This is a genomic window from Brevundimonas sp. UBA5866 (assembly GCF_002432125.1).
Classification (GTDB): Bacteria; Pseudomonadota; Alphaproteobacteria; order Caulobacterales; family Caulobacteraceae; genus Brevundimonas.
This window is the reverse complement of sequence record NZ_DJFS01000011.1, coordinates 1-16,734: the sequence shown is the minus strand read 5'-3', so window position 1 is coordinate 16,734 and position 16,734 is coordinate 1. Positions and strand designations below refer to the sequence as shown.

The following is a 16,734-nucleotide window of genomic DNA, read 5'->3' as shown; positions in this document are numbered from 1 at the left end:
AGGTATCCCGTCCGCCATACGTCAGATCCGGACGTATATTTTCACCCTGTTCGCATTTTCAAATGAGAACATCTTGTGAACCAGAACAAACCGTGTACTAATCCTGTTCATCGAGGGAGCGGGTCCTGGCGGGTCTCTCCCAACGTCCTACGGGAAAAGTGCCATGAATCATGGCATGGGAGAGATCAAACCAATGACACAGGCGGCATTGAAATTAGTGGCTAAAGCAGACTCCGACAAACAACGCGCCCTAGAGGCCGCGATTGCCCAGATCGACCGTGCGTTCGGTAAGGGCTCGGTCATGAAACTGGGCAAGGCCGGTCAGGTCGCAGAGATTGAATCGGTTTCGACCGGCTCGCTCGGCCTCGACATGGCTCTGGGCATCGGCGGCCTTCCGGTGGGCCGTGTGATCGAAGTTTTCGGTCCGGAATCCTCGGGTAAAACCACTCTGGCCCTGCATACCGTGGCCGAAGTCCAGAAGAAGGGTGGCGTCGCCGCCTTCGTGGACGCCGAGCACGCGCTTGATCCGGTCTATGCCCAGAAGCTGGGCGTGAACCTCGACGACCTGCTGGTCTCGCAGCCGGACGCCGGTGAACAGGCTCTGGAAATCGTCGACACCCTCGTGCGCTCGGGTGCGGTGGACATCGTGGTCGTGGACTCGGTGGCCGCCCTGACCCCGCGCGCCGAAATCGAAGGCGAAATGGGCGACAGCCTGCCGGGCCTGCAGGCCCGTCTGATGTCGCAAGCCCTGCGCAAGCTGACCGCCTCGATCAACAAGTCGAAATGCATCGTGCTGTTCATCAACCAGATCCGTCACAAGATCGGCGTGATGTACGGCTCGCCCGAAACCACCACGGGCGGTAACGCCCTGAAGTTCTACGCCTCGGTTCGTCTCGACATCCGCCGCACCGGCGCGATCAAGAACCGCGACGAGGTGGTCGGCAACACCACCCGCGTGAAGGTGGTGAAGAACAAGGTCGCCCCGCCGTTCCGTGAGGTCATCTTCGACATCATGTACGGCGAAGGCATCTCCAAGATCGGCGAGATCATCGATCTGGGCGTCAAGGCGGGCATCGTCGAGAAGTCCGGCTCGTGGTTCTCCTATGACTCGACCCGCATCGGTCAGGGCCGCGAGAACGCCAAGGAGTTCCTCAAGAACAACCCCGACATGGCCGAGGCCATCGAGAAGGCCGTTCGCGCCTCCACCAACAAGATTGCCGACGAGCTTCTGGGCACTCCGGAACCGGACGAAGGTCAGGACCTCGAAGGCTAAAACATCTCCGCCCTCCTCCGGCGACCCGCCTACCGACCCCGTCGGAGGCGGGGTGGAGAAGGCCCACCCGTTCGACCGGGTGGGCCTCTTTTTTTGCCCACCGTGGCCCCCCGGCCCTTTTCCTGACACCCCATAAGCGGCAGGGTCGGTTTCCTCCTTCCCGACCATGAGACCCGCGATGACCGATTTCGCCACTGCCGACCTGTGTGACGCCCATCCCGACAAGGTGAAGGTCTGCGCCACGGCCTTCCGCAGCTTTGGCAAGATCACGGCCTTCTACGGTCCGATGCGGACCCTCAGCGTGCTGGACGACAACGCCCTTGTCCGCTCGACGCTCGAAGGTCCGGGTCGCGGTGCGGTTCTGGTGGTGAACGGCGGCGGCTCGCTCAAACGCGCGCTGGTGGGTGACAACCTCGCCAAACTGGCCATCGACAATGGCTGGGCGGGCATCATCGTCAACGCCGCCATCCGCGACAGCGCCGTGATCGACGGCATGGACGTGGGCGTCAAAGCCATCGGCACCTGCCCGCTGCGCTCCGACCGCGATGGCATCGGCGAGCAAGATATCCCGACCAGCTTCGGCAATGTCATCTTCCGTCCCGACGACTGGATCTATGCCGACGCCGATGGCGTGATCATCTCGACCGAACGTCTGGTCTAGGCCCGCCCACCATTCGCCAAGGGGCTAAGGTCTTCGGGGGGTGATGCACTCGCCCCAAAAAACCTATATGACGCCCTGACCTTTTTCGCAGCGCGGTCACCCGATGGCGCTGCCCACCCGACACACCGAATAGTCCGATCATAAAATGACCAGCCTCAAGCAGATACGTTCGACCTTCCTCGATTACTTCGGCAACGACGGCCACGAGAAGGTGCACTCCGCGCCGCTGGTGCCGCAGAACGATCCGACCCTGCTGTTCGTCAACGCGGGCATGGTGCCGTTCAAGGACTATTTCACCGGCGCGGCCGTGCCGCCGTATCCGCGTGCTACCTCGTCGCAGAAGTGCGTACGCGCTGGCGGCAAGCACAACGACCTGGACAACGTCGGCTATACCGCCCGTCACCACACCTTCTTTGAAATGCTGGGCAACTTCTCGTTCGGCGACTATTTCAAGGACCACGCGATTGAAAGCGCTTGGGGCCTGCTGACCAAGGAATTCGGCCTCGATCCGAAGAAGCTGCTGGTCACGGTTTACCACACCGACGACGAAGCCTTTAACATCTGGAAGAAGGTCACGGGCTTCTCGGACGACAAGATCATCCGCATCCCGACCAACGACAACTTCTGGGCGATGGGCGACAACGGCCCGTGCGGTCCGTGCACCGAAATCTTCTACGACCACGGCGAGCACATCTGGGGCGGCCCTCCCGGTTCGCCGGAAGAGGACGGCGACCGCTTCGTCGAAATCTGGAACAACGTCTTCATGCAGTTCGAGAAGGAGAACGACGAGATCGTTCGCGAACTGCCCAAGAAGTCGGTCGACACCGGTATGGGTCTGGAGCGTATCGCCGCTGTCCTGCAGGGCGTTCACTCCAACTACGAGATCGACCTGTTCCGCAACCTGATCGCCGCTTCGGAAGACGCGACCAACACCAAGGCCGAGGGCGACCTGCAGGCCAGCCACCGCGTAATCGCCGACCACCTGCGCTCGTCGTCCTTCCTGATCGCCGACGGTGTGACCCCGTCGAACGAAGGCCGCGGCTATGTGCTGCGCCGCATCATGCGCCGCGCCATGCGCCACGCCCACCTGCTGGGCGCGCAGGACCCGCTGATGTACCGTTTGGTTCCGGCCCTGATCACCGAGATGGGCGAAGCCTATCCGGAACTGGGCCGCGCCCAGGCCTTCATCGAAGACACCCTGAAGCAGGAAGAAATCCGTTTCCGCACCACGCTGGGTCGCGGCATGCACCTGCTGGACGAAGCCACCAAGGACCTGTCCGAAGGCGGCATCATCTCGGGCCACACCGCCTTCACCCTGTACGACACCTACGGCTTCCCGCTGGACCTGACGCAGGACGAAGCCCGTCGTCGCGGTCTGGCCGTCGACAACGAAGGCTTCGAGGCGGAAATGGCCGAGCAGCGCCAGCGCGGCAAGGCCAACTGGAAGGGCTCGGGCCAGACCGCCAATGCGGGCGAATGGCTGGCCATCCGTGACCAACTGGGTGCCACCACCTTCACCGGCTACGACAACACCGACGGCGAAGGCACCGTGGTCGCCATCGTGTCCGAAGGCGCGCGCGTCGAGACCGCTTCGGCAGGCGCAACCGTCGAAGTCCTGTTCGACCAGACCCCCTTCTATGGTGAAGGCGGCGGCCAGAACGGCGACAAGGGCACCGTGAAGTGGGATGGTGGCGAAGGCCGCGTTCTGGACGTGCAAAAGCACGCTGGCGGCGACCTCTATGCCCACCAGATCGAAATCGTCTCGGGCGAGCTGAAGATCGGCACCAAGGCCGAGCTGCACGTCAACGCCGACGAGCGCCTGACCACCCGTTCGAACCACTCAGGCGCGCACCTGCTGCACACCGCGCTGAAGAACGTTTTGGGTGCCCACATCGCCCAGAAGGGACAGATGGTGGACCACGAGCGCCTGCGCTTCGACTTCAGCCACAACGCCCCGGTTACGGACGAGGAAATCGCCCGCATCGAGGACGAGGTGAACGCGGTCATCCGCCAGAACGTCCCGGCCACCACCCAGCTGATGTCGCCGGAAGCGGCGATTGAAGCGGGCGCTATCGCCCTGTTCGGCGAGAAGTACGGCGAGGAAGTCCGCGTGCTGTCGCTCGGCAACTCGCTGAGCGAGCCGGGCAAGGCCTATTCGGTCGAACTGTGCGGCGGCACACACGTCGCCCGCACCGGCGACATCGCCCTGTTCAAGATCATCTCCGAAGGCGGCGTGGCCGCTGGCGTGCGCCGCATCGAGGCCCTGACCGGCGAAGCCGCCCGTCAGTACCTTCTGGAACAGGCCAACATCACCCGCTCGCTGGCTCAGAACTTCAAGGTCCAACCGGCTGACGTCGCCCCGCGCGTCGAAAACCTGCAAGCCTCGGTCAAGACGCTCGAAAAACAGGTTGCCGAACTGAAGAAGCAACTGGCGCTCGGCGGTGGCGGTGCCTCGGCTGCTCCGGAAGAGATCAACGGCGTGAAGGTCATCGCCCGCGTTCTCGACGGCGTGGACGGCAAGGGCCTGCGCGGCGTGGCCGAAGACTTCAAGAAGCAGATTGGCTCGGGCATCGTCGCCCTGGTCGGCGTGACCGATGGCAAGGCTGCTATCACCGTCACCCTAACGCCGGATCTGGTCGGCAAGTACAACGCCGCCGACTTCGCCCGCGACGCCGTGATCGCCATGGGCGGCAAGGGCGCAGGTGGCAAGCCGGACTTCGCCCAAGGCGGCGCACCGGACGCCTCCAAGGCTGAAGACGGTCTGGCTGCCATCAAGGCCAAGATCTAGGGATCGACCTCTTCACTAAATAGGAAGGCCCGCCTCATTTGAGGCGGGCTTTTTTATGGGCGGTGCGAGCATCTACCGGCCCCGTCCTGCGTTTCTTCCCCAGTATCAATGTGAGGGGCAATGAAACGTCTATTCGGATATGGAGTGCTCGTAGCCCTTGGGCTGGCCGTAGTGTGTTTCTTCGCTGCGCCTGCTGTGGCCTTCATGGGCATACGCTCGGCAGCCCAGTCCCAAGACATCCAAGGTCTGCAAAAGCTGGTCGACTTTGATGCCGTGCGCGTGTCCTTACGCCCCCAGTTGACCCAGCGCCCCCAAGCCCAGACCCCGCCGCCTTCCATCCTGCGTGATCCGTATGGGGCGATCATGCGTCAGTTCCAGACCGCTCCGGTCCTGATCAATCGCGGCCCGGAACCGGACAACTATCTGAGCCCCGCCGCTCTGGATGCCCTGATCCGTGGTCAGGGCCGTGACGCTATGAACGCCACGCAAGCCCTTCGCCCCGATAAGCAAAAGGCCCCGTTTGCCCGCCCCGTCTACTGGAGCTTGAACCGCGCCCGCTTGGCCGTGCCCTCGAAGGAAGGGGGCCGCACCGTCTTCACGCTGGAGAGACGCGGCGCCTATGAGTGGAAGCTGGTCCACATCGGCCTGCCGCCCGAGCAGGCGACGCAGCCCACCACTCGACGTTAGGCATTGAAAAAGCCCCGCCAGACCTAGTCCGGCGGGGCTCTCTCTTTTTTTCGCTACCGCGAGGCCCGCGGGGCCTCGCTGCTTGATCGACTTGGCTCGCTACCGCGAGGCCCGCGGGGCCTCGCTGCTTGAGCGGTGATTACTCACCAATACCCGGCAGAGCCTTCTTCAGGTTTTCCGAGACCTTGTCCAGGAAGCCTTCGGTGGTCAGCCAGCCTTGTTGGTCGCCGACCAGCAGGGCCAGGTCCTTGGTCATGAAGCCCGATTCAACGGTTTCCACGACGACCTTCTCGAGGGTCTCAGCGAAGTTGGCCAGCTCGGCGTTGTTGTCCAGCTTGGCGCGGTGCTTGAAGCCACGGGTCCATGCGAAGATCGAAGCGATCGAGTTGGTCGAGGTCGCTTCACCCTTCTGGTGCTGGCGGTAGTGACGGGTCACGGTGCCGTGGGCGGCTTCGGTTTCCATGACCTTGCCATCCGGGGTCATCAGGACCGAGGTCATCAGGCCCAGCGAGCCGAAGCCCTGAGCCACGACGTCCGACTGCACGTCGCCGTCATAGTTCTTACAAGCCCAGACGAAGCCACCCGACCACTTCATGGCGGCAGCCACCATGTCGTCGATCAGACGGTGTTCGTAGTGCAGGCCGCGAGCCTTGAACTCTTCGGCGTAGTGGGCGTCGTAGACTTCCTGGAAGATGTCCTTGAAGCGGCCGTCGTAGGCTTTCAGGATGGTGTTCTTGGTCGACAAATAGACCGGATAGTTGCGCTGCAGGCCATAGGCGAACGAGGCGTGGGCGAACTCGCGGATCGACTCGTCCTGGTTGTACATGGCCATAGCCACGCCAGCGCCCGGAGCCTTGTAGACTTCGTGCTCGATGACTTCGCCATCATCGCCGACGAATTTGATGGTCAGGGTGCCAGCACCCGGCATCAGGAAGTCGGTGGCCTTGTACTGGTCACCGAAGGCGTGACGGCCAACCACGATCGGCTGGGTCCAGCCCGGAACCAGACGCGGAACGTTCGAGCAGATGATCGGCTCACGGAAGACAACGCCGCCCAGGATGTTGCGGATGGTGCCGTTCGGCGACTTCCACATCTTCTTCAGGCCGAATTCCTTCACGCGGGCTTCGTCCGGCGTGATGGTGGCGCACTTCACGCCAACGCCGTGCTTCTGGATGGCCTTGGCCGCGTCGATGGTGATCTGGTCGTCCGTAGCGTCACGGCTTTCCATGCCCAAATCGTAGTAGTCCAGCTCGAGATCGAGGTACGGGAAGACGAGCTTGTCCTTGATCATCTGCCAGATGATGCGGGTCATTTCGTCGCCGTCGATGTCCACGATGGGGTTGGCGACCTTGATCTTGGCCATGCTTCGCCTCTTTGGTTCTTTGAAAGGTTTACGTTGGGGGCGGATATAGCCCTCCCTAGCGCCGACGCAAAGCAATAGGGCACAAGAAAATTCGCGTTATTCGCGCTTGCCCGATCTCCGGCCTATCCGCTTTAAGTGCCTGGGCAAGACAAGGACATCGCAATGACCTCCAAGCCTATTCTGCTTATCGGGACTGCGGCTGCCGTACTGTTGGCCGGATGCAACCAAGCCCCCACCGAGAACACACCCGCGACCGAAGCCCCTTCGGCCAGCGAAGCCGCTGCGCCCGTCTCGGCAACAGCCGGTGACGAAGCCGCGCCCCAGACAACAGGATTTGCCAGCGAAACCAAAACCTTCCGCGAGTGGACTGCCGTCTGCGACAATGTGAACAACTGCGCCGCCTATGGCCCTGCCAACAATGGAAACGGCTATGTCATGGTCCAGCTGTCCGCGGGCCCTGCCGCCAGGCCGCACGTCTTGGCGGGCACTTGGGATCTGCCGGCTGGATCGTCCCGCTTGCTGCTGAACATCGACGGCCTGAACTATGCCGGCAAGATGGAGCAGGTGGACTCCGAAACGCCTATGCTGTCGATCGAGGCCGCCTCCGACCAATTGATAAGGGCCATCGCCAATGGCCGCGCCATGACATTGGCGGCGGGCGATGAAAAAACGCAAGTGACCCTGACGGGGGCCGCCGCGGCCCTGCTCTGGATAGACGAGCGTCAGGGGCGCCTGGGTTCGACAACCGCCCTTGTCCGCAAGGGCGACCGCGCCGCCAGCACAGTGCCCGCCGCCCTCGCACGTCCGCGCATCCAGGCTGCTGCGGCCATCGCCCAGTCCAATCTGCCTTCGCGGATGCCCGCTGCGGTCGCCAACCTACAGGCTGTGCGCGAGTGCGCTGAAAACGACAACACATCGGATCGCTGGGAAGTCCACCGTCTGGGCTCCGACACGCTTTTGTGGAGCGTGCCTTGCGGGGCCGGCGCCTATAATTTCTCGCGCAGCTACGTGACCTCGGCCAATGACGGTTCCAATGCGCGGCTGGTCAACTTTGCTACGACGGGCGAGACAAGCACCCAGCTGGTCAACAGCGAATACGATCCCCGGTCGCGCACCGTGACCGCATTCTCCAAGGCGCGCGGCATAGGCGATTGCGGTCAGGCCGCCGAATGGGTCTGGACGGGCCGCAACTTCAGTCTGCTGAGCGAGCTGACCATGACCGATTGTCTCGGCATGTACTTTGCGCATTGGCCATCCACCTATTCCGCAACGCTCTAAAGCAAAGGGCCGGAGGTAATCCTCCAGCCCTTTTTCATGGATTCGTCTGGTTTCAAGAATGGTCCGGGGTCAGTCCCGCAGACGCTTCTCCAGCACGGCCAGCGGCATCGAACCGCTGAGCAGCACCTTGTCGTGGAACTGGCGCAGGTCGAAACCGGCCTTGGCCTCCGCCTCGGCGCGAAGGCGGGCGATGACCGTGTGGCCGACCTTGTAGGCACAGGCCTGACCCGGCCAGACGGTATAGCGGTTGATCTCGCTGTTGGCGGCATCGCGCGGCTTGGCCCCCGAGGCGACCATGTATTCTACCGCGTCCTCGCGGCTCCAGCGCTTGGCGTGCATGCCGGTATCGACCACCAGACGCACGGCGCGAAACAGATAGGACATCAGGAAGCCCGCACGGCCCAGCGGATAGTTGGCATAGGCGTTCATGTCGTTGGCTGCGACCTGTTCGGCATACAGCGCCCAGCCCTCGTTGAAGGCCGAGAAGCCGCCCGCACGGCGCCATTGCGGCAACTCGCCCGCCTCGCGCTGCAGGGCCACCTGCAGGTGGTGGCCCGGCGAGGCCTCGTGATAAGTCAGGGTCGGCAGCGAGAAGCGCGGCCAGTTCCCGCTGTCACGCAGGTTGATGTAATAGACCCCCGGACGCGAGCCATCCAGCGGCGGTCCTTGGTAATAGCCGCCCGGTGCACCCGACTGGATCGACACCGGCACACGGCGCACCTCGACGTGGGTTTTCGGCAGACGGCCGAAATAGGCCGGCAGCATCGGGTCCAGTTCCTTGATCTGGTCGTTCAGCCACTTCAGCAGCTCTTCCTTGCCCTCGTCGGTATTGGGGAAGAGTTGGGCCGGATCCTTGTTCAGGGCATCGACGCGCTCGCCCACCGTGCCTTGGGTATAGCCCTGCGACTTCAGGACCTGATCCAGTTCGGCACTGATCTGGGCCACCTGTTCGCGCCCCATTCGGTGGATTTCATCTGCCGTCAGGGTGGTGGTGGTGTTGGCCCGCAGACCGTTGGCATAGAAGGCCTCGCCATCCGGCAGACGCCACACGCCCGCATCATGCACGGCGCGTGAGCGCAGACCTTCCAGCTTGGCGATCTGCAGCGCCAGCGCGGGTTTCACCTCATTGTCCAGGATGGCCTTGGCGCGGTCGGCATAGCCCGTAAGGCCAAGCGCGGCCTCCTTGCGGGCCACCGTCTTGATCATGGACCAATCGTCCGCCGCCATATCGCGCAGGGTGCGGATCTGCGGCAGGGTACGGTCGATAATGTAATCGGGCGCGATAACGCCCTTTTCGGCGTCGTACTCGATCAGTTCGTTTTCACCCAGAATGGACCTGGCGAAATCGGACAGACGCGACAGGAAACCATCTGCGCCATCCCTGTCGTCAAAGCGGTGCTGGTTCTCCAGGAAGTCCGGCGTCGAATAATAGGCCCCCGACAGCTGCGCAACGACGTAGGGTGACGGACGTCCCGGCCCAGAACCATATTCAAACCGCGAAGTCTCGGCCGCTGTCTCGCGACCGAAGGCGGCGATGTCATAGTTCAGCTGGCCCTGCTCGGACAGGCCGGTTTGGTCGAAGGTCTTGAGGCTATTCCATTTCGAGATGGCGCGCGCGCGGTCCTCGTCACGGGCCTTCAGCCCCGTTTCGCTGAGTTTGCGCGACAGACCGGCCCACTCGCCCTTGTCCAGACCCAGACCGGTCGCACGCTCGGGACTTTCCAGCAGTTCGTCATTGAACCAGCCATCCAGCAGGGAATCCAGCCGCGCATCCGCATCATTCAGCGCGGCGCTGGCCTGTGCCAGTGTCGGGGCGGCGGCGGCCACTGCGGCGGCCCCCATCAAAAGTCGGCGACGGTCGATCATGGAATACTCCCCTCGGATACAGAACGGGTGCCGACAGCCCCTCGCCGTCGGACACCCGTGATTTCAACGTGTGTTAAAGGCAATCCCGTCGCTTGAGACGCGACGCATCACCTTACCCCTGCCAGTTGCCCAGTTCACGTTCCAGCACGGCCAGCGGCACCGGCCCCAAGGCCAGACCGAAATCATGGTAGGCCTTGATGTCGAACTTCGCCCCCAGGCGGGCCTCGGTTTCGGTACGCATTCTGGACCAGACGTTGTGGCCGACCTTGTAGGCGCAGGCCTGACCGGTCCAGACGCAGTAGCGCTCGACTTCGGTGGTGACGTTGGATTCCTCGTCGCCCAGCACGTCCACCATGTAGCGGATGGCCTGCTCGCGGCTCCAGCGCTTGGCGTGCATGCCGGTATCGACCACCAGACGCGCGGCGCGGAACATCAGCGACTGCAGATAGCCGATCTCGCCCAACGGATCGTCCTTGTAGACGCCCAGCTCGTCGGCCAGCTGTTCGGCGTACAGGCCCCAGCCCTCGACATTGGCCGAAAAGCCGATCGTCTTGAGCAGCAGCGGCAGGTCTTCCTGTTCCATCCCCAGCGCCAGCTGGAAGTGGTGGCCCGGCGAGGCCTCGTGCCACGTCAGCGAAGGCAGGCTGAACTTGGGCCATTCGGCCGTATCGCGCAGGTTGATATAGAAGGCACCCGGACGCGATCCATCCAGCGCCGGCGGGAAATAATAACCGCCCGGCGCGCCGGCCTCGGTCTCGACGGGAATGCGCTTCACCTCGACCGGCGATTTGGGCAGGCGACCGAAATAGTTCGGCAGCAGCGTGTCCATATGCACGATCTTGGCGTTCAGGTCGGAGATCAGCTGGGCCTTGCCTTCATCCGTATTCGGATAGAGCTGGCCGGGCTGTTCGCCGATCTTGGCCACACGCTCTCCGACCGTGCCCTGGGTCATGCCCAGACGGCGCAGGACCGTGTCTATACGGGCGGTCAGCTCGGCCACCTGATCCAGACCGACCTGATGGATTTCATCCGCCGTCATGTCGGTGCTGGTATAGTAGCGCAGGGCGCGGGCATAGAACTCGTCGCCACGCGGCTGTTTCCAGATGCCGGCATCGTGGGTCGTGCGCGGCAGGGTGGCCTCGTAGAGATCGACCTGCTTCCGAAGCGCAGGCATGACCTTGTCTTTCAGGATCGCTGCCGCCTGCGCGCCCCATTCGCCGGAAATGCCCTTGGCCGAAGCCCGCGTGACAAGACTCTCGACCAGCGAGTGATCGGCCGGATCACCGGCCATGAGGCTGCGCAGCTGTTCGAGGGTCTTGCGCACGATGAAGTCCGGCGGGATCACCCCCTTGGCCTGATCCTCGACCGTTTGCAGGCGGTCATGTTCCAGCTGGACCGCGAAATCTTCCAGACGGGCCAGATAGGCCTCGGCGTCGGAGCGTTCCTCGATGCGGTGCTGGGCGCGCATGAAGTCGGGCGTGCCCTGATAGACTCCCGTCAGCTGGCTGATGCGATAGGGGCTGGGATAGCCGTTCTGACCGTATCCCATTTCCTCGATGGCGATGTAGGACTCGCCGAAATATTTGACCCAGTCGTAGCGGGTCTTGTCCACGCGGCTCAGGCTCTCGCGGCCGAGGCGGGCCAGGCGTGCGAATATATCGGCGAATTTCTGCCTGTCCCTTTCACGGGCCGCGGGCGAGTTGTCGGTCAGGCGGTAGCGGGCCCAGCCCCTCTCGCCGCGGTCCATACCCAGACCGGTCAGGGATTCCGGATCGCTGAGCAGAAAGGCCTCGGTGATCTCGTCGAGCAGGGCTGTGAAGGTCGCGGTTGCCGTGCCGTCGGCGGCGTTGGCCAGAGCTCCTCCTATCGGCAGACCCGCAAAGGCTGCCCCCGCAGCAAATCCTTTAAGCAAACGACGACGATCCATCCCAAACCCTCCCAATGGTCACGGTTATGCGACACTAAGAACAACGGCCCCGCACGCAAGACGTACGGGGCCGTTTCATGGATTAAGTTTGCGTCACATGTCCGCCTGTCAGGCAGGCAGGTGCTGCTTGATGCAGTCGCGGATGCCGCGCTTCAGATCGCCCGAGGCGGCGGGCTCATAGTGGCCCTCGGCCTGAAGGACGGCGCGGACGGCGGCATCCAGACCTTTGGGCAGGGCCTCGACCACCTTCACCTGCCCCTTTTCGTGCAGGCAATAGCCCAGCTCGGTGCAGAGGGCGGAAAACATGGGCTCATAAGCGGTCAGATCGGTCATGGCCTTCCTCTAGCATTCCCGCCCCTGTTCCGACAGCCCGACTTAGGCCTTCAGACGCGCTGCGTGGAAGGCGACGTGGTCGACAATGAAGCTGGCCATAAAGAAGTAGGAGTGGTCATAGCCCGGCTGCATCCGAAGCGTCAGCTTCTGGCCCGCCTTGTCGGCGGCAGCCTGAAGCAGTGCCGGCTTCAGCTGGTTTTCGAGGAAGGTGTCGGCATCGCCCTGATCGACAAGGATGTCGTCATAACGGCCCTTGGCCGCGCCCGCCTCGATCAGCAGCGCCGCATCATGTTTGGCCCATTCGGTGCGGTCCTCGCCCAGATAGGCGGTGAAGGCCTTCGTACCCCACGGGCAGCGGGTGGGAGACGAAATCGGCGCAAAGGCCGAGACCGACTTGAACAGGTCCGGATATTTCAGCGCCAGCGTCAGTGCGCCGTGACCGCCCATCGAATGGCCCGAAATGCCGCGCACGCTATTGGCCGGAAAATGGGCTTCGACCTTTTCGATCAGTTCGCCGGTGACATAGGCTTCCATCTGGAAATGCGGTGCCCAAGGCTTTTGGGTCGCATTGACGTAAAAGCCCGCGCCCTGCCCCAGATCATAGGCCTCATCATCGGCCACACCCTCGCCACGCGGAGAGGTGTCGGGCGCGACGATAATCACGCCATGCTCGGCGGCGGCCTGATAGGCACCGGCCTTGGTGGTGAAATTATCCTCTGTGCAGGTCAGGCCCGACAGCCAGTACAGGACCGGAAACGGGCCTGTACCCGCCGGAACGAAGATCGACAGTGTCATCGGCGTGCCGGTCGTGGCGCTGTCATGCTTGAGATAGCTGAGCTTGCCGCCGTGGACGGTGTGGGTTTTGACGGTTTCCATAATCACTCCGGTCACTCAGGCCAGACGCGGGCCATGAACGCATCGTCCAGCAGGCCCTTGTTGCCAAAATATTGATACCAGTCCTTGGGGATCGGCGGACGCTCGCTGATCAGCGGCTCACCGCCGCCATAGGCCTTGAAGCGCACGCCCACCAGCACGGGGCCGCCAGTCACCGCAGGGGCGGCGATGGCATTGACGGCGGCGGTGAGGCCCTCGACCTTTTCAGGGGAAAGCTCTGGCTTGCTGCTGACGATCCACGACTTGGCGCGTTGGCCCGGCTTGATCATCACCAGCAACATGTTGGATGAGCCCGCCTCGCGCGGGGCGGCTTTCAACGCGGCCTCGGCGGCGGCGGTCACCTGATCCATATAGGGCGTCAGCGCCTTCTCATCGATGCGCTGTTTGATGATGTGGTCCGGCATATAGAGCCAGACATCTTCCTTCTCCCACGCGGGGGCCGCGGCCTGCTCTTCTGGCGTCGGGCCCTTCATCTGTGGCGGGGTGCGGTCACACGCCGCCGCCGCGATCGAAAGCGCCGCGATACCGGCGAAAAGTGCGGACTTCGATTTCATGTCGGCTCCGGAAGTCACCAAGGGGGATGGGGCGGGTCTTATCACGGCCGCCCCACCCGCCCTAGCGGACGGGTCGTCCTATTCCGGTCGATACATGGCACAGATCTTGTTGCCAGCGGGATCGCGCAAGTAAGCGAGGTAGAGATCGCCGAAGGGGCTTTGGCGCAGGCCCGGCGCATCCTCGATCGAGGTGCCGCCATTTTCGACGCCTGCCTTATGGAAGGCCAGCACCGCTTCCTCGCTGTCGGCGGCAAAACCGATGGTGCTGCCGTTGGCGCAGGATGCTGGCTCGCCATTGATCGGGATGGAAATGCCGAAGGTTCCGGTACGGGTCATATACATGACGCGGCCCATGCCCGGGATCGTGCGTCCCTCGCGATGGCCCAAAGCCCCCAGTGCCGCGTCGTAAAACGCCTTGGACGCTTCCAGATCGGCGGCCCCCAGAATGACGTGCGAAATCATAAAAAACTCCCCTCGATATCGTTATCGAGGGGAGCTTAATCTCAGTCAGTTGTTTTTGGCAACTATGCCTTAGAAAACGATGACCGAACGGATCGACTTGCCTTCGTGCATCAGGTCGAACGCATCGTTGATCTCGTCCAGGCCCATCGTGTGGGTCACGAACGGCGCCAGTTCGATATCGCCCTTCATGGCGTCTTCGACCATGCCCGGCAGCTGGCTGCGGCCCTTGACACCACCGAAGGCGGTGCCCTTCCACGAGCGGCCGGTAACCAGCTGGAACGGACGGGTCGAGATTTCCTGGCCCGAGCCGGCCACACCGATCACCACCGACTGGCCCCAGCCACGGTGCGCGCATTCCAGCGCGGCGCGCATCACGTTGACGTTGCCGATGCATTCAAACGTATGGTCCACGCCCCACGTGGTCATCTCCACGATGACCTGCTGGATCGGCTTGTCATGGTCCTTCGGGTTGATGCAATCGGTCGCACCGAACTGCTTGGCCAATTCGAACTTGGAGGGGTTGGTATCGATCGCGAAGATGCGGCCGGCCTTGGCCTGGCGCGCGCCCTGGATCACCGCCAGGCCGATGCCGCCCAGCCCGAACACCGCCACCGAATCGCCTTCCTGCACCTTGGCGGTGTTGTGCACCGCGCCGATGCCGGTGGTCACGCCGCAGCCGAGCAGGCAGACGTGTTCCGGGTTGGCTTCCGGATTGATCTTGGCCAGCGAGACTTCGGCCACCACGGTGTACTCACTGAAGGTGGAGCAGCCCATGTAGTGGTAGATCGGCTCGCCGTTGTAGCTGAAGCGGGTAGTGCCATCGGGCATCACGCCCTTGCCCTGGGTGGCGCGCACGGCCACGCACAGGTTGGTCTTTCCGCTCTGGCAGAACAGGCACTCACCACACTCGGCGGTGTACAGCGGGATCACGTGGTCGCCCGGCTTGACGCTGGTGACGCCCTCGCCCACTTCGACCACGATGCCCGCGCCTTCATGGCCGAGCACCGCCGGGAACAGACCTTCCGGATCATCGCCGGACAGCGTGAACGCATCGGTATGGCAGACACCGGTGTGGGTGATCTTGACCAGCACTTCGCCCTTCTGCGGCGGCGCGACATCGATCTCGACGATCTTCAACGGTTCGCCAGCGGCGAAGGCAACGGCGGCACGGGATTTCATGGGAAGCACTCCAAGGCAGGGAACAAAGATGGGCAGTACGCGGGCACCCGCGCACTCATTTCAGATAGGAACGGATCAGCATGCTCATCTCGCGCACGCGCTCATCGCGCTGCGCATCGGATTGGGCCGGTTGCCCGAACTCTTCGCGCAGATGCGCCTCCATCACTTCGGACATCAGCCCGTTGACGGCACCACGGATCGCGGCGATCTGCTGCAGCACCGGACCGCACTCGGCCCCGGCTTCCAGCGCGCGGTCGAGTGCATCGCACTGGCCGCGGATCCGACGGACCCGGGCGAGAACGCGCTTTTTTTCCTGCGGTGAATGGGGCATGGGGCAAAAGGCCGGTTAACTATACTGGGGGTGAGTATACAGGATCGAAGTATCCAGGCCATTGACAGGCTCCCCGCTTGACACGAACAATCCAAGCAGAACGCCGCACGTGCCAGCCGGCGTCATGGACGACATCACATTTGCCATGCAGGTTCACCTTCGGATGCCAACGCGACGCGCAGTGTTCCCTTATCTTTTCCTCCTTGCCGGCGGTGCGTTGCTGCTTCGTGCCATGCATGTGCTGTCATCGCCGCTCGCAGGCACCACGGGACAGGCAGCGGCCTATGCCGATGGATACGCGGCCGGACAGGTGGTTGCCGGCGCGCTGCTCGTGGCTGCTGCCGTGAGTCTCATTGCACTGGGTTGGCGCAGGCTGCGCTGCTGACCCGTCCGTGGCATCAGCCTGGCAGGCCCAGGCGCTGACCTATCCGCGCAGCAGATCAATGAACGCCCGCAGCGCAGACGACATCTGCCGCTGCCGTGGGTAATACACCGCAAAGCCGGCGAACGGCTCGCTCCAGTCCTCCAGCACGGCAACCAGCCGGCCATCGTCCAGATACGGGCGCGCGGAATCTTCCAGCACGTAGGCGAGCCCCAACCCGTCCACCACCGCCTGCAGGATCGTGTTCTGATCACCCAACGTGAGGCGCCCGGGCACGTCGATCTCCAGTGCCTGGCCATCGCGTTCGAACTGCCACTTGTAAAGGTGGCCGCTGGCGAAGCGGAACCGCACACACTCGTGCCGATGCAGATCACGGGGGTGCTGCGGTATCTCCCGCCCCGCCAGATAGGAGGGCGCACCCACGATCAGGCCGCGCAGCGCCGGCCCCAGTGGCACGGCCACCATGTCTTCCGGCACCGATTCGTGCAGGCGCACGCCAGCGTCGTAACCGCCGGCGACGATATCCACCAGGCCATCGTCCTGGGCCAACTCCAAACGCACATCCGGGTGCGCAAGCAGGAACTTCGCCAGGCGTGGGCCGAGCTGGGTCTGGACGGCGGCGCGGGTGGCGTTGATGCGCAGCAGGCCGGCCGGTGCCGCGCGGAAGTGGTTCATCTCTTCCAATGCGTCATGCACCTGCCCCAGCGCGGGCTGCAGGCGCTCGAGCAGGCGCTGGCCGGCTTCGGTGAGGGCGAC

General features: G+C 63.3%; 16 protein-coding genes. 6 read left to right on the top strand and 10 right to left on the bottom strand.

All coding sequences use genetic code 11. The features are described from left to right. Positions 1 to 193: 193 nt before the first annotated feature. The 4 genes from recA (at position 194) to B3H86_RS01015 (ending at position 5,409) form a co-directional block, all read left to right on the top strand. On the top strand, positions 194 to 1,273 hold the full coding sequence (gene recA / locus B3H86_RS01030) for a recombinase RecA (protein WP_292050718.1): 1,080 nt from the start codon (positions 194 to 196) through the stop codon (positions 1,271 to 1,273). 178 nt (positions 1,274 to 1,451) lie between these two features. Further along, positions 1,452 to 1,934, top strand: a complete 483-nt coding sequence (gene rraA / locus B3H86_RS01025) for a ribonuclease E activity regulator RraA (RefSeq protein WP_292050702.1) — start codon at positions 1,452 to 1,454, stop codon at positions 1,932 to 1,934. Between the two features lie 145 nt (positions 1,935 to 2,079). After that, positions 2,080 to 4,722 (top strand): alanine--tRNA ligase, encoded by a 2,643-nt coding sequence (gene alaS / locus B3H86_RS01020; RefSeq protein WP_292050701.1) that lies wholly within the window; start codon positions 2,080 to 2,082, stop codon positions 4,720 to 4,722. A gap of 144 nt (positions 4,723 to 4,866) precedes the next feature. After that, the gene (locus B3H86_RS01015) at positions 4,867 to 5,409 is read left to right on the top strand and encodes a DUF2939 domain-containing protein (RefSeq protein WP_292050700.1); all 543 of its coding nucleotides are present in this window, start codon (positions 4,867 to 4,869) and stop codon (positions 5,407 to 5,409) included. 139 nt (positions 5,410 to 5,548) lie between these two features. Here the strand turns inward: B3H86_RS01015 and B3H86_RS01010 are convergent, their stop codons facing one another. After that, positions 5,549 to 6,772, bottom strand: a complete 1,224-nt coding sequence (locus B3H86_RS01010; RefSeq protein ID WP_292050699.1) for an NADP-dependent isocitrate dehydrogenase — start codon at positions 6,770 to 6,772, stop codon at positions 5,549 to 5,551. A gap of 162 nt (positions 6,773 to 6,934) precedes the next feature. Between B3H86_RS01010 and B3H86_RS01005 the strand changes: the two genes are divergently transcribed. Next, positions 6,935 to 8,050 (top strand): DUF1176 domain-containing protein, encoded by a 1,116-nt coding sequence (locus B3H86_RS01005; RefSeq protein ID WP_292050698.1) that lies wholly within the window; start codon positions 6,935 to 6,937, stop codon positions 8,048 to 8,050. Positions 8,051 to 8,119: 69 nt separating this feature from the next. On the opposite strand, the gene B3H86_RS01000 is transcribed toward B3H86_RS01005, so the two are convergent. From B3H86_RS01000 to B3H86_RS00965, 8 genes are all read right to left on the bottom strand, one after another. Beyond that, positions 8,120 to 9,916 carry a DUF885 domain-containing protein gene (locus B3H86_RS01000; RefSeq protein WP_292050697.1) on the bottom strand — a complete coding sequence of 599 codons (1,797 nt, stop codon included), beginning with the start codon at positions 9,914 to 9,916 and terminating at the stop codon, positions 8,120 to 8,122. A 112-nt stretch (positions 9,917 to 10,028) separates the two neighbouring features. After that, positions 10,029 to 11,843: a DUF885 domain-containing protein gene (locus B3H86_RS00995; protein ID WP_292050696.1), complete on the bottom strand. Its 1,815-nt coding sequence runs from the start codon at positions 11,841 to 11,843 to the stop codon at positions 10,029 to 10,031. Positions 11,844 to 11,951: 108 nt separating this feature from the next. Further along, entirely contained in the window at positions 11,952 to 12,176 is a 225-nt protein-coding gene (locus B3H86_RS00990) for a hypothetical protein (RefSeq protein ID WP_292039274.1), read from the bottom strand. Positions 12,177 to 12,218: 42 nt separating this feature from the next. Continuing rightward, a complete protein-coding gene (gene fghA, locus B3H86_RS00985) occupies positions 12,219 to 13,052 on the bottom strand; it encodes an S-formylglutathione hydrolase (RefSeq protein ID WP_292050695.1) in 834 nt (277 codons plus the stop codon). Positions 13,053 to 13,063: 11 nt separating this feature from the next. Continuing rightward, positions 13,064 to 13,624 (bottom strand): hypothetical protein, encoded by a 561-nt coding sequence (locus tag B3H86_RS00980; protein ID WP_292050694.1) that lies wholly within the window; start codon positions 13,622 to 13,624, stop codon positions 13,064 to 13,066. Positions 13,625 to 13,702: 78 nt separating this feature from the next. Beyond that, complete coding sequence (locus tag B3H86_RS00975; protein ID WP_292050692.1) at positions 13,703 to 14,086, bottom strand: VOC family protein; 384 nt, start codon at positions 14,084 to 14,086, stop codon at positions 13,703 to 13,705. 69 nt (positions 14,087 to 14,155) lie between these two features. Further along, positions 14,156 to 15,265 (bottom strand): S-(hydroxymethyl)glutathione dehydrogenase/class III alcohol dehydrogenase, encoded by a 1,110-nt coding sequence (locus tag B3H86_RS00970; protein WP_292050691.1) that lies wholly within the window; start codon positions 15,263 to 15,265, stop codon positions 14,156 to 14,158. A gap of 55 nt (positions 15,266 to 15,320) precedes the next feature. Beyond that, entirely contained in the window at positions 15,321 to 15,596 is a 276-nt protein-coding gene (locus B3H86_RS00965; protein ID WP_019183747.1) for a metal/formaldehyde-sensitive transcriptional repressor, read from the bottom strand. A gap of 124 nt (positions 15,597 to 15,720) precedes the next feature. Here B3H86_RS00965 and B3H86_RS00960 point away from each other — a divergent pair, with 124 nt between their 5' ends. Continuing rightward, positions 15,721 to 15,981, top strand: coding sequence for a hypothetical protein (locus B3H86_RS00960; RefSeq protein ID WP_070473657.1), 261 nt, complete (start codon positions 15,721 to 15,723; stop codon positions 15,979 to 15,981). 39 nt (positions 15,982 to 16,020) lie between these two features. On the opposite strand, the gene B3H86_RS00955 is transcribed toward B3H86_RS00960, so the two are convergent. Next, a partial coding sequence (locus B3H86_RS00955) for a LysR substrate-binding domain-containing protein (RefSeq protein ID WP_292050690.1) occupies positions 16,021 to 16,734 on the bottom strand: 714 nt, incomplete at its 5' end.